Source organism: Bradyrhizobium sp. HKCCYLRH1030, assembly GCF_051168395.1.
Lineage (GTDB): Bacteria > Pseudomonadota > Alphaproteobacteria > Rhizobiales > Xanthobacteraceae > Bradyrhizobium.
In genome coordinates, this window is the sequence record NZ_JBNPUY010000008.1 from 193774 (window position 1) to 206967 (window position 13194).

Genomic DNA, 13194 nt, shown 5'->3' on the forward strand with positions numbered 1-13194 from the left:
ATCTCTGGAAACGTCGTTGGTGAGAATGTGCATGCTATCAGCCATCGCCTGCCTGGGAGAAAATTCTATGGCGGAGCCAAGGAATAATTTTCTCTTTACGTCGTAGGCGGGACACTTATATAGAAAATAATTCCAGTCAACCCCCAAGTGCCGAAGCTGAAGAACGCAATGCAATATCTGCCGGTGTTTCTCGATCTGAAGACCGGCCCCGTGCTGCTGATCGGCGCGGGCGAGCTCGTGCGCGCCAAGCTTCGCGTGTTGCTGTCCGCGGGCGCACGGATCCGCTGGTTCGCCACCGACGGCGACTTCGATCTCGCGGGTCTGCGCGATCAGCACGGCCAGATCGAGCGCGCCGAAGGCGACCCGCTGAGCGCCGATCTCACTGGCGTCATCGCCGTGCTGTGCGCGGGCGCTGGCGACATCGGCGTTGCGATGTCGGCGCGGGCGCGCAGCGTTGGTCTGCCCGTCAACGTGATGGACGACCTCGCGCATTCCAGCTTAATCTTTCCGGCGATCGTCGATCGCGGCGACGTGGTGGTGGCGATCGGCACCGGCGGCTCCTCGCCCGTCGTGGCACGCCGCGTGCGCGAGCGCATCGAGGCGCTGCTGCCGGCGCGGATCGGCGAGCTCGCGAGCTTCATCGGCGACTTCCGCAAGACCATCAACCCGCAGATCGCCGAGATGACGCTGCGCCGCCGCTTCTGGGAGCGCATCGTCGACGGCCCGATCGGTGCACTGGTGCTGGCGGGCCGCAAGCAGGAAGCGGAGGCGGCGCTGCATGGCATTGCCGATCCCACGGCGTTTGCGGGCGCCGATCATGCCGGCCGCAGCAACGGCCATGTGACCTTGGTCGGCGCCGGTCCCGGCGATCCCGACCTGCTGACGATCAAGGCGCTGCGCGCGCTGCAGGACGCGGATGTCGTGTTCTACGACGAGCTGGTCACGCCTGAGATTCTCGACCGCATCCGCCGCGATGCCTCGCGCGTGCCGGTCGGCCGCCGCGTCGGCAAGCCCGGCATTGGCCAGGATGCTGTGAACAGGCTGCTGATCGAAGCGGCACGCGAGGGCAAGCGCGCGGTCAGGCTGAAAGGCGGCGACTCCTACGTGTTCGGCCGTGGCGGCGAGGAGGTCGATGCGCTGCGCAAGGCGGGCGTGTCCTACACGATCGTGCCCGGCATCACCGCCGGCCTCGGCGCCGCCGCGCAGTTCGAGGTGCCGCTGACCTTCCGCAGCAAGGCGCTGCGCATCACCTTCCTCACCGCGCACAAGGAGCGCGATGCCGAGGCGGTCGACTGGTCGGCGCTGACTGACACCAAGATGACCGTCGTCGTCTACATGGGCATGACCGCGGCGCCGGCGGTGCGCGCAGGGCTCCTCGCGGCGGGCCGCTCGCCGCAGACGCCGGTCGGTGTGTTCGCGAAGGTGACGCGCCCCGATGCGCAGGCGGCGGTCGGCGCGCTCGATCAGTTGCCGGATCTCGTCGGCCAAATCGATGGCGGTCCGGCCATCCTCATCATCGGTGACGTCGTGGCGCACTCCGCGCCGTGGCGTCAGCAGACTATCAGTGGCGTGATCGCACAACTCCTGGAACCCGTCTGAATGACCTCCCCGCTGCAACAGAAGATCAAGATCACCGGTCCCTCGATCATCACCGCGAACCGGACCTGGGATGGCGCGGTGATCTACCGCACCGGCACCAAGAGCTGGTCGGATGAGCTCTCCGATGCGGCGATCGTCCGCACCGCCGACGAGGCGCGCGCCCTGCTGTCGGAAGCGGTGGCCGACGATCTCGGTGCGATCGGTCCCTACATCGCGCCGGTCGAGGTGGGCGCCGACGGTGCGGTCAAGCCCGGCAATATGCGCGAACACATCCGGCTCACGGGCGCCTCCATCGCGCTCCCGGCTCAAGTCTGAAGGCCTGTCATGTACGCTTATGACGAAATCGACCGTACCTTGGTCAACGAGCGCGTCGCCGAATTCCGCGACCAGGTGAAGCGGCGCCTGTCGGGCGAATTGTCCGAGGACGAGTTCAAGATGCTGCGGCTGCAGAACGGCGTCTATCTGCAGCTCCACGCCTATATGTATCGCATCGCCATCCCCTACGGCACGCTGGCGTCGAACCAGCTCCGCCGGCTGGCTCATGTCGCGCGCCGCTACGACCGCGGCTACGGTCACTTCACGACGCGGCAGAACATCCAGTTCAACTGGATCAAGCTCGCCGAGCTGCCGGATGCGATGGCCGACCTCGCCGAGGTCGGCATCCAGTCGATGCAGACCTCCGGCAACAACATGCGCAACGTCACCTCGGATCAGTGGGCGGGCGTCGCGCCGGGCGAGGTCGAGGATCCCAGGATCTGGGCGGAGCTGCTGCGCCAGTTCACGACGCTTCACCCGGAATTCTCGTTCCTGCCGCGCAAGTTCAAGATCGCGATCACGGCGTCCGACCACGACCGCGCCGCGATCAAGATCCACGACATCGGCCTGCGTCTCAAGAAGAACGAGCAGGGCGAAACCGGCTTCGAGGTGCTGGTCGGCGGCGGCCTCGGCCGCACGCCGTTCATCGCCAAGACCATCAAGCCGTTCGTCCATGGCCACGACATCCTCAGCTATGTCGAGGCCATCCTGCGCGTCTACAACCAGTACGGCCGCCGCGACAACATCTACAAGGCGCGCATCAAGATCCTGGTGCATGAGCTCGGCATCGAGAAGTTCGCGTCCGAGGTCGAGGAGGAGTGGCAGCAGATCCGCGACGGCGTGCTCAAGCTCGATCAGGGGATCATCGAGGACATCCGCTCGCGCTTCTTCTATCCGGCCTACGAGACGCTGCCGCACATGCCGGAGGAGCTGAAGCAGGCGGCGCACGATCCGAAGTTCGAGGCCTGGCGCAAGAACTCGGTGTTCCCGCACAAGGTGCAGGGCTATGCCATCGTGACCGTGTCGCTGAAGCCCATAGGCAAGCCGCCTGGCGATGCGACCGCCGACCAGATGGATGCGCTGGCCGACATCGCCGACAAATACTCGTTCGGCGAGATCCGGGTCGGGCATGAGCAGAACCTGGCGCTGCCGCACGTCCGCAAGCGCGACCTGCCGGCGGTGTGGAAGGCGCTCGAGGCCATTGGCCTCGCGATTCCCAACGTCAACCTCGTGTCCGACATCATCGCCTGTCCGGGCCTGGACTACTGCTCACTGGCGAACGCGCGCTCGATCCCGATCGCGCAGGAGATCACGCGCCGCTTCGCCAATCACGACACGGCGAACCTGATCGGCCGGCTGCACATCAACATCTCCGGCTGCATCAATGCCTGTGGCCACCATCACGTCGGTCACATCGGCATCCTCGGCGTCGAAAAGAACAACGAGGAATTCTATCAGATCACGATCGGCGGCCGCGCCGACGAGGACGCCGTGCTCGGCACCCTGATCGGACCCGCGGTGCCCTATGCCGAAGTTGCCGATGTCGTCGAGGACATCGTCGAAGCCTATCTTGCGCTGCGCGCGAGCCCTGAGGAGCTGTTCGTCGACACGGTGAAGCGGCTCGGGGTCGAACCATTCAGGGAGCGGGTCTATGCCACTCGTTAAGGGCGGACACATCATCGCGGACACGTTCGTCCGCCTCACCGACGATGCCGAGCTGCCGGCGCAGGGCGCGATCCTCGTCTCGGAGACGCGCTTCCTCGCCGGCCCCGACGCGCTGGTCGGCCGCGCCACCGGCAAGCTCGGCGTGATCTGGCCGAACAATCGCGACGTCGACGATCTCGTGCCGTATCTCGATCGGCTCGCGCTGGTCGCGCTGGTGTTTCCGAGTTTTCGCGACGGCCGCGCTTATACCCAGGCGCGCCTGTTGCGCGAGCGCCATGGCTTCCGCGGCGAGCTGCGCGCGACCGGGCAGGTGCTGCGTGACCAGTTCGTGTTCATGCTGCGCGCCGGCTTCGACGCCTTCGAGGTCAAGAAGCAGGCGGATGCCGAGGCCTTCACCGAGACCGTGAAGCGCTATTCGGTGTTCTACCAGCCGACCGGCGACGGCCGGATCTCGGCGCTGCATCAGCGCCTGCAACTGCGCCATTCGGAGAGTGCCGGGCTGTGAGCACGCTGGCTGCATCGCCTTCCGTTGCGGAGATCCCGGTCGCGGCGCTCGACGCCGCGCTGCGCACCGCCGCGCCGCATGAGGTCATTGCCGCTGCTCTCGCGGCGATCGGTCGCGAGCGGCTGGCGGTGGTGTCGTCGTTTGGAACGGAGTCGGCCGCGCTCCTGAAGGTGACGTCCGATGTCGATCCGGCGATCCCGGTGATCTTCCTCGACACCGGGCACATGTTCGCGGAGACGCTGGCCTATCGCGACCGGCTCATCGAGATCCTCGGCCTGCAAGACGTGCGCTCGATGAAGCCGGACGCCGCCACGCTCGAGCGCGAGGACGCCGGCAACGATCTGTGGTTCTCCGATCCCGACGCCTGCTGCCGCATCCGCAAAGTCGAGCCGCTGGCACGCGCGCTGGCGCCGTTCGCCGCCTGGATCAATGGCCGCAAGCGTTTCCAGGGCGGCTTGCGGGCGGCGATCCGGGTCGTCGAGCAGGACGGCGTGCGGGTGAAATTCAATCCGTTCGCCAACGTGACCCGCGAGGAGATCGCGGCGATCTACCGCTCTGCCAATCTGCCGCAGCATCCGCTGGTCGCCGCCGGCTTCCGTTCGATCGGATGCATGCCCTGCACAAGCCGCGCCGACTCCGGCGAGGACGAGCGGGCCGGCCGTTGGCGCGGTCGCGACAAGACCGAATGCGGCATCCACACGGTCGCGACCTCGACGGTGTAGTTCGAAACTCACCGGCCGGCTGACCTGGCAGCCCATGACGACATTGTGCCGCGGCAAGAACAGCTATCCCAACGCCGAGCGCTTCGTAGCAAAATGCCTATGTCCGGCCGGAAACAAGAAAATCCGGTTCCGTTGACTCCGACGTGAACATTTGGCGATCTGCAGTGCGCGCCTGCAACATTGCGGGCGGTGAATGGAACGGAGAGCTTGGATGAAGATGCGACGTCTTCTGGCAGCGGTCGCAGGCCTGGCATGGGCAGGATCGGCCCATGCCGCGGACATCAGTCTGCTCAACGTCTCCTATGACCCGACCCGCGAGCTCTACGTCGAGTTCAACAAGGCGTTTTCAGCCGCGTATCAGAAGGAGACCGGCAAGAGCGTCGAGGTCAAGCAGTCGCATGGCGGCTCCGGCGCGCAGGCCCGCAGCGTCATCGACGGGCTGCAGGCCGACGTCGTGACCCTGGCGCTCGCCTATGACATCGACGCGATCGCGGGCAAGGGTCTGCTCGACAAGGATTGGCAAAAGCGACTGCCGCAGAATGCCTCGCCCTACACCTCGACCATCGTTTTCCTGGTGCGCAAAGGCAATCCCAAGGGCATCAAGGACTGGGACGACCTGCTCAAGAAGGGCGTCGACGTCATCACGCCCAATCCGAAGACATCCGGCGGCGCGCGCTGGAACTATCTGGCCGCCTGGGGCTATGCGCTGAAGAAGTTCGGCTCGGCCGACAAGGCCAAGCAGTTCGTCGGCGACCTCTATCAGCACGTCCCTGTGCTCGACACCGGCGCCCGCGGCGCCACCGTGACCTTCGTGGAGCGCGGTGTCGGCGACGTCCTGCTCGCCTGGGAGAACGAGGCGCATCTGGCCCTGCGTGAGTTCGGCAAGGACAAGTTCGAGATCGTCGCGCCGCAGCTGTCGATCCTGGCCGAACCGCCAGTTGCGGTGGTCGACTCGGTGGCCGACAAAAAGGGCACGCGAAGTGTGGCTGAATCCTACCTGAAATACTGGTATACAAAGGAAGGTCAGGAAATTGCCGCACGCAACTCCTACCGTCCGCGTGATCCAGAGGTGGCCAAGAAGTACGAGGCTGCCTTCGCCAAGGTCGAGCTGTTCACCATCGACGAGGTGTTCGGCGGCTGGACCAAGGCCCAGAAGGACCATTTTGCGGAAGGCGGAATCTTCGATCAAATCTACAAGAATTGATCGAATCAGAAGGAACAAGTTGGTGACCGCCGATCTGATACGGCTTCGAGACAACAAGGCAAGAAGCTGGCGTTGCGGCGATCTGCGATATCGCGCATGAGACGCGGTCCCCGGTCTCGATTGCCGAGACGAGGCTGGGGGCGGCGGGCGGACACCACGATCGATTCAAGCCCATCGACACCGATCATCAACGGACCAGGCCTTTTTTTGAACGTACTTGCACCACGTCGCAGCACCTTGCCAGGCTTTGGTCTCACCATGGGGCTGACGCTGACCTGGCTGTCGCTGATCGTCCTGATTCCACTGGCGGGACTGTTCGTTCGCTCGACTGATCTCAGCCTGGAGCAGTTCTGGGGCATCGTCACCAGCCGTCGCACCTTGAGCGCGCTGAAGATCTCGTTCGGGCTCGCTTTCGCCGCCGCCTGCGTCAATCTGGTGATGGGCACCATTGTCGTCTGGGCGCTGGTGCGCTACCGCTTTCCCGGCCGCCGCCTGTTCGACGCCATCGTCGACGTGCCGTTCGCGCTGCCGACGGCAGTGGCGGGCGTGGCGTTGACGGCGCTGTTCGCACAGAAGGGCTGGCTCGGCGCGCCGCTCGCCGCAATGGGCATCAAGGTGGCGTTCACGCCGCTCGGCATCTTCGTTGCGATGATCTTCATCGGCATCCCCTTTGTCGTCCGCACCGTGCAGCCGGTGCTGATCGATCTCGATCCGGAGATCGAGGAGGCGGCAGCGAGCCTCGGCGCCGGCCGCTGGCAGATCGTGGCCCGCGTGATCCTGCCGAGCCTGACGCCGGCGCTGCTCACCGGCTTCGCACTCGCCTTTGCGCGCGCGGTCGGCGAGTACGGATCGGTGATCTTCATCGCCGGCAATTTGCCGAACGTCTCCGAGATCGCGCCGCTGCTGATCGTGATCCGGCTGTCCGAATTCCGCTACGCCGATGCCACCGCGATCGCGGTGGTGATGCTGGTCGTGGCGTTCCTGATCATCTTTGCCGTGAACCGGTTGCAGCGCTGGGCGCAGAGCCGGGCGCCCTTGAACTAGGACCCGACATGAGCGTGGAGATGACCCTGCAGGCGCCATCCGTGGCATCGTCCGCGGCCAGCCCGCACGTCGCGCAGGCCGGCCGTCCCGATCCGCGCACCGAGCCGCGCCTTGTCCGCATCGTCATCACGACGCTGGCGTTGGCGTTCCTGTCGGTGTTCGTGGTGCTGCCGCTGATCGTCGTGTTCGTGGAAGCGTTCGGCAAGGGCATCGCGGCCTATTTCACCGCGCTTGCCGACGCCGAGGCGTGGGCCGCGATCCGCCTGACGCTGCTGGTGGCGCTGGTCTCGGTCGGAACCAATCTCGTGTTCGGCCTGTGCGCCGCCTGGGCGATCGCCAAGTTCGACTTTCCGGGCAAGACGTTCCTGATCACCCTGATCGATCTGCCGTTCTCGGTGAGCCCGGTGATATCGGGCCTCGTGTTCGTGCTGCTGTTCGGCGCGCAGGGGTTCTTCGGTCCGTGGATGCAGAGCCATGGCCTGCAGATATTGTTCGCCTTTCCCGGCATTGCGCTGGCGACCGTGTTCGTGACCTTCCCGTTCGTGGCGCGCGCGCTGATCCCGCTGATGCAGGAGCAGGGCACGCAGGAGGAGGAGGCGGCGATCTCGCTCGGCGCGTCCGGCCTGCAGACGTTCTTCCGCGTCACCCTGCCGAACATCAAATGGGGCGTGCTGTATGGCGTGCTGCTCTGCAACGCGCGCGCGATGGGCGAGTTCGGCGCCGTCTCGGTCGTGTCCGGCCATATCCGCGGCGAGACCAATACGATGCCGCTGCTGGTCGAGATCCTCTACAACGAATACCAGATGGTCGCCTCGTTCGCGATCGCCTCGCTCTTGGCGATGCTCGCGCTGATCACGCTGGTCGTCAAAACCGTCCTCGAACGGCAACTCGATGAGGGAGGTCCGCGTGACCATTGAAGTCAGGGGTGTCGTCAAGACGTTCGGAACGTTCAAGGCGCTCGACGGCGTCGATCTCAAGGTCGCCGACGGCGAATTGCTGGCGCTGCTGGGCCCGTCCGGGTCGGGCAAGACGACCTTGCTGCGGATCATCGCCGGGCTGGAGTGGCCCGATTCCGGCGAGATCCTGTTCGACGGCGAGAGCGCGCTCGATCGCGGCGCGCGCGAGCGTCACGTCGGCTTCGTGTTTCAGCACTACGCGCTGTTCCGGCACATGAACGTGTTCGAGAACGTCGCCTTTGGCCTGCGCGTGCAGCCGCGCCGCATCCGCAAGAGCGAGGCTGAGATCCGCGCGCGCGTGAAGGAGCTGCTCGACCTCGTCCAGCTCGACTGGCTCGCCGATCGCTATCCGAGCCAGCTCTCCGGCGGCCAGCGCCAGCGCATCGCGCTGGCGCGCGCGCTCGCCATCCAGCCGCGCATCCTCCTGCTCGACGAGCCGTTCGGCGCGCTCGACGCCAAGGTGCGCAAGGAGCTGCGGCAATGGCTGCGCACCCTGCATCACTCGATCAACGTCACCTCGATCTTCGTGACGCATGATCAGGAGGAGGCACTCGAGGTCGCGCACCGCGTCGTGGTGATGGACAAGGGCCGCATCGAGCAGGTCGGCTCGCCGAGCGACGTCTATGACAGCCCGGCGACCGCGTTCGTGCACGGCTTCATCGGCGAGTCGATCATGCTGCCGGTCGAGATCGCCAGCGGCGCGGTACATCTCAACGGGCGGCCGCTGGACCTGGCTGCGGAGGGCGTGGCCGCGGGCGCCTCGACCTTGTTCGTGCGCCGGCACGACATGCTGATCGGCCCCGCGGACAGCGGCACGCTGCACGGCGCCGTCACCCACGTCCGCAGCTTCGGCCCGGTGCAGCGCGCCGAGATCGCGCTGACTGAAGGCTCGACCATCGAGATCGACGCCCCCCGCGACCGCGAGCTCCGGATCGGCGACCGCATCGGCCTGAAGCCGCGGCATTATCGGATTTTCGCGGCCGGGTAGGGGCTGCTCGGGCTCGTCCCGGCTCTCTGCCAAACATGCGGTGTCGTCCCGGACAAGCCCGGCAACGCGAAAGCGTTGGCGGGCGCTGATCCGGGACCCATGCGCCGTGAAGCTTGCTTGAGGCACGCCGGAGCGGCATCGGGTCTCACCACGACCGCTGCGGAGTATGGATCCCGGCTCAAGGCCGGGACGACAGCGAGGGCGTCGTTCCGTTCCTGGCTTGACCGAACTGCTCCTATGGTTGACGAACGGTTGCCGGCAGGAATGGCCGCAATTGTCGCGACGGAACTTACCGCCGATTCACCTTTCAGCCACGGTTGATGTGCAACAACCCGCCTCTCGCATCGGCATAGGGATTGGTTCATTGAAGCGTCTGGCTCTCGCTCTCTCCATTGCATTCCTGCTCGCCGGCTGTGCGGCCGAGACGCCGGTCGTGCAGGCGCCGACCATGTATGCCGATATGGCGGTCGCGGGCGCCAAGCTCGATGCGGTGGCTGCGGCGACGATGATCTCGCAATACCGCCAGAACAACGGGCTCGGCACGGTCGAGGTCGACCCCGAGCTGATGCGGCTGGCGGAATCGCAGTCGCAGGCGATGGCCGACAAGAACAAGCTCGATCATGACGTGCGCGCCCCGCTGGCGAAGCGCCTGACGGGTGCCGGCTATGACGCTGTCGTCGCGGTCGAGAACGTGTCGGCCGGCTATCACACGCTGGCGGAAGCGTTTTCCGGCTGGCGTGACTCGCCGCCGCATCGCGCCAACATGCTCAAGAGCGGTGTCACAAAAATAGGCATCGCAGCGAGCTATGCTCCGAACACCAAGTACAAAGTGTTCTGGACCATGATCCTGGCCGCGCCGGACGGCAAGAAGCCCTCCTGACAGGCTGGGCTGCCGCCGCCCTGCGCAGGCCGCGTGCGCATGGCTCGCGCGCGAGTCAGGCCGGCCTAGCCCTTGGGGTGGATTGACGTCACCGCGAAGTGACGCCACGGTGGCGCCTTGCTTTGCTAATGACCGCGGTAATGACGCAACATCCATTTCCCCCGCTGCCTGCAACCCCCGCCGAATCGCAACGCGTGCTCGTCCTGCAGGGCGGCGGCGCGCTCGGCTCCTATCAGGCCGGCGCCTATCAGGCACTGTGCCATTTCGATTTCGAACCGGAATGGGTCGCCGGTATCTCGATCGGCGCCATCAATGCCGCGATCATCGCCGGCAACGACCGGGAGAAACGCATTGGCCGTCTCAAGGAATTTTGGGAGATGGTGTCGTCGCCGGTGCCGTGGAAGCCGCTGCTCAATGGCGATCATCACCGCTCGGCCTTCAACGAAGTCAGCGCCGGGCTGATCGCGGCGTTCGGCGTGCCCGGCTTCTTCACGCCGCGCTTCCCACCGGCGCCGCTGTGGCCGTCAGGCACGCTGCAATCGGTCAGCTATTACGACACCGCGCCGCTCAAGCGGACCCTGGAACGGCTGGTCGATTTCGACCGCATCAACGATCTGAAGACGCGGCTCTCCGTCGGAGCCGTCGGCGTCACCACCGGCAACTTCACCTATTTCGACAATGTCGAATTCAGGAAGCAGGGCAAGCGGATCGGGCCCGAGCACATCATGGCGTCGGGCGCGCTGCCGCCCGGCTTCCCGCCGGTCGAGATCGACGGCGAGCACTATTGGGACGGCGGCATCGCCTCCAACACGCCGCTGGACTACGTGCTCGATACCGAGACCGATCGTGATCTGCTGATCTTCCAGGTCGATCTGTTCTCCGCGCGCGGCGATCTGCCGCGGACGCTGCTGGAGGCCGCCGAGCGCGAGAAGGACATCCGCTATTCCAGCCGGACGCGGATGAACACCGACAAGAACCGCATGATCCACAACACGCGCAAGGCGCTGCGCGAGCTCTATGCCAAGCTGCCCGACGAGCTGCGCAACGATCCCTCGCTCGAGGTCCTGTGCAAGGCGGCGCAGGAAAACACCGTCACGGTGGTGCACCTGATCTATCGCAGCAAGAACTACGAGACGTCCTCCAAGGACTACGATTTTTCCCATGTCGCGATGGTCGAGCATTGGGAAGCGGGCGTGCGCGATGTCCACCAGTCGATGCGCCACAAGGACTGGCTGGAGCGGCCGCAGTCCGGCGAGACCATGGTCACCTACGATCTCACGCAGGACGGCAGTCTCGCTGCCGCCAAGAAGGAGTGAAGCAATGACGACGAATCTGAAGGGCAAGACCGCGGTCGTGACCGGCTCGACCAGCGGCATCGGGCTGGCCTATGCGCGCGCCTTCGCGTCCGCCGGCGCGAACATCGTGCTCAACGGTTTCGGCGCGCCAGCCGACATCGAGAAGGAGCGTGCGGCGATCGAGAGCGACTTCAAGGTCAAGGCCGTGCACTCGCCGGCCGACATGAGCAAGCCGGCCGAGATCGCCGGCATGATCGCGCTCGGCGAGACCACGTTCGGCTCGGTCGACATCCTCGTCAACAATGCCGGCATCCAGTTCGTCTCGCCGGTCGAAGACTTTCCGCCGGAGAAGTGGGAGCAGATCATCGCGATCAACCTGTCGTCCGCGTTCTACGGCATCCGCGCCGCGGTGCCCGGCATGAAGAAGCGCGGCTGGGGCCGCATCATCAACACGGCGTCCGCGCATTCGCTGGTCGCCTCGCCGTTCAAGTCGGCCTATGTCTCGGCCAAGCACGGCATCGCCGGCCTCACCAAGACCGTGGCGCTCGAGCTCGCGACCTTCAAGATCACCTGCAACTGCATCTCGCCGGGCTATGTGTGGACGCCGCTGGTCGAGAAGCAGATTCCCGATACGATGAAGGCGCGCAACCTCACCAAGGAACAGGTCATCAACGACGTGCTGCTCGCGGCGCAGCCGACCAAGGAGTTCGTGACCTCCGAGCAGGTCGCGGCGCTGGCGCTGTTCCTGTGCGGCGACGATGCGGCGCAGATCACCGGCACCAACCTCTCGATCGACGGCGGTTGGACGGCGGCGTAACGATCGCAGGGAGCGCTGAACAAGGCACCAGTTTCGCGCCGAGGCGGGTTTCGCTTCGGCGCGGTCCATTCTACAAGCGTGCGTTTCCACGACCAGCGCACGGATCCTCCACCTTGCTGACCACCATCATCGGCCTCGGCGCCGCCATCTGCACCACGAGCTCGTTCCTGCCGCAGGTCATCAAGGCCTGGCGGTCGCGCTCGACCCATGACATCTCGATGGGCATGTTCGTTCTGCAGACCACCGGCAACTCGATGTGGCTGCTCTACGGCGCGTTGATCAGCGACCTGCCGCTGGTCGTCGCCAACGCGATCACGCTCGGCCTGGTGGCGGCGATCCTCGGCCTGAAGCTGCGCTACGGCTAGGAAACCTCAGCCGATCAGCTGCGGCGGGCGAACACGTTCGCGGTGGTGGACGCGACGCTCTGGCCCGGCGGCAGCACGACCACGGTCGATCCGAGCTGGACGTGGTTGTAGAGGTCGGCGACGTCGGTATTGGTCATGCGGATGCAGCCTGACGAGATCGCCTGGCCGATATATTCGGGCTGGTTGGTGCCGTGGATGCGGTACAGGGTGTCCTTGTTGCCCTCGTACAGATAGATGGCGCGGGCGCCGAGCGGATTCGCCGGGCCGCCGGCGACGCGCTTCGGATACGGCCCGAGGCGCGCCTGGATGTCGGCGGTGGGAACCCAGTCCGGCCATTCCGCGAGCTTGCCGACGGTGGCGACGCCGGAGAAGGCCATCGCCTCTTCGCCGACGGCGACGCCGTAGCGGATCGCCTTGCGGTCGGGCAGCACGTAGTACAGGAAGCGCGCATCGGTATCGACGACGATCGTGCCCGGCTGTTCCTGCCGGGTGTAGTCGACGATGTGGCGCTGGAACTGTTGCGGGATCTGCGCCTCGACATAGGGCGCGTGCGCCAGCAACTGACGGTCGCGGGGCGTCAACGCCGCGTCTGACGTCGGCGACAGCGTCGCTTCCATGCAGCCGGCCAGCATCACGGTTCCGGCCAGCGATAGTGCGACCCCCAGTCTCGACATCTCATTCTCCCCCAGCGCGCATTCAAATCATGTGCCCGGAGGATCGCGCCAATATCAAGGCGTTGCACCCAACACTTGCGTGATCGCCGGGCGAGACGAGACGTGGCGGCACGACGCTCGCAGTTCCGCCAAGGCGAGGCCAAGATGACGCAACAGATGCGTCAA

The 13194-nt window shown here is 65.6% G+C and carries 14 protein-coding genes; 13 read left to right on the forward strand and 1 reads right to left on the reverse strand.

Annotated features, from left to right (window positions below; translation table 11 throughout):
• Positions 1-168: 168 nt before the first annotated feature.
• The 13 genes from cysG to ACQR1E_RS23650 all read left to right on the forward strand — a co-directional run bounded on the left by cysG (position 169) and on the right by ACQR1E_RS23650 (position 12355).
• On the forward strand, positions 169-1599 hold the full coding sequence (gene cysG, locus ACQR1E_RS23590; RefSeq protein WP_434897635.1) for a siroheme synthase CysG: 1431 nt from the start codon (positions 169-171) through the stop codon (positions 1597-1599).
• Positions 1600-1914, forward strand: a complete 315-nt coding sequence (locus tag ACQR1E_RS23595; protein WP_315713857.1) for a DUF2849 domain-containing protein — start codon at positions 1600-1602, stop codon at positions 1912-1914.
• A gap of 9 nt (positions 1915-1923) precedes the next feature.
• Entirely contained in the window at positions 1924-3579 is a 1656-nt protein-coding gene (locus ACQR1E_RS23600) for a nitrite/sulfite reductase (RefSeq protein ID WP_434897636.1), read from the forward strand.
• The gene (locus tag ACQR1E_RS23605) at positions 3566-4084 is read left to right on the forward strand and encodes a DUF934 domain-containing protein (protein WP_315826005.1); all 519 of its coding nucleotides are present in this window, start codon (positions 3566-3568) and stop codon (positions 4082-4084) included. The genes ACQR1E_RS23600 and ACQR1E_RS23605 overlap by 14 nt, the downstream gene beginning before the upstream one ends.
• Positions 4081-4806: a phosphoadenylyl-sulfate reductase gene (locus ACQR1E_RS23610; protein WP_316172646.1), complete on the forward strand. Its 726-nt coding sequence runs from the start codon at positions 4081-4083 to the stop codon at positions 4804-4806. The genes ACQR1E_RS23605 and ACQR1E_RS23610 overlap by 4 nt, the downstream gene beginning before the upstream one ends.
• A gap of 211 nt (positions 4807-5017) precedes the next feature.
• Positions 5018-6010 carry a sulfate ABC transporter substrate-binding protein gene (locus ACQR1E_RS23615; RefSeq protein WP_316165795.1) on the forward strand — a complete coding sequence of 331 codons (993 nt, stop codon included), beginning with the start codon at positions 5018-5020 and terminating at the stop codon, positions 6008-6010.
• A gap of 207 nt (positions 6011-6217) precedes the next feature.
• Positions 6218-7054: a sulfate ABC transporter permease subunit CysT gene (gene cysT, locus ACQR1E_RS23620; protein ID WP_315713861.1), complete on the forward strand. Its 837-nt coding sequence runs from the start codon at positions 6218-6220 to the stop codon at positions 7052-7054.
• Positions 7055-7062: 8 nt separating this feature from the next.
• Positions 7063-7971, forward strand: a complete 909-nt coding sequence (gene cysW / locus ACQR1E_RS23625; protein WP_316165794.1) for a sulfate ABC transporter permease subunit CysW — start codon at positions 7063-7065, stop codon at positions 7969-7971.
• Positions 7961-8998: a sulfate/molybdate ABC transporter ATP-binding protein gene (locus ACQR1E_RS23630; RefSeq protein ID WP_316169490.1), complete on the forward strand. Its 1038-nt coding sequence runs from the start codon at positions 7961-7963 to the stop codon at positions 8996-8998. The genes cysW and ACQR1E_RS23630 overlap by 11 nt, the downstream gene beginning before the upstream one ends.
• A gap of 364 nt (positions 8999-9362) precedes the next feature.
• The gene (locus ACQR1E_RS23635; protein ID WP_315714371.1) at positions 9363-9878 is read left to right on the forward strand and encodes a CAP domain-containing protein; all 516 of its coding nucleotides are present in this window, start codon (positions 9363-9365) and stop codon (positions 9876-9878) included.
• 140 nt (positions 9879-10018) lie between these two features.
• The gene (locus ACQR1E_RS23640) at positions 10019-11194 is read left to right on the forward strand and encodes a patatin-like phospholipase family protein (protein ID WP_316172644.1); all 1176 of its coding nucleotides are present in this window, start codon (positions 10019-10021) and stop codon (positions 11192-11194) included.
• A 4-nt stretch (positions 11195-11198) separates the two neighbouring features.
• Positions 11199-11990: a 3-hydroxybutyrate dehydrogenase gene (locus tag ACQR1E_RS23645; protein ID WP_172134430.1), complete on the forward strand. Its 792-nt coding sequence runs from the start codon at positions 11199-11201 to the stop codon at positions 11988-11990.
• Positions 11991-12103: 113 nt separating this feature from the next.
• Positions 12104-12355 carry a SemiSWEET transporter gene (locus tag ACQR1E_RS23650; protein WP_315713865.1) on the forward strand — a complete coding sequence of 84 codons (252 nt, stop codon included), beginning with the start codon at positions 12104-12106 and terminating at the stop codon, positions 12353-12355.
• A gap of 14 nt (positions 12356-12369) precedes the next feature.
• Here ACQR1E_RS23650 and ACQR1E_RS23655 read toward each other — a convergent pair whose 3' ends face one another.
• Entirely contained in the window at positions 12370-13029 is a 660-nt protein-coding gene (locus tag ACQR1E_RS23655) for a L,D-transpeptidase (protein WP_316172643.1), read from the reverse strand.
• Between the last annotated feature and the right edge of the window lie 165 nt (positions 13030-13194).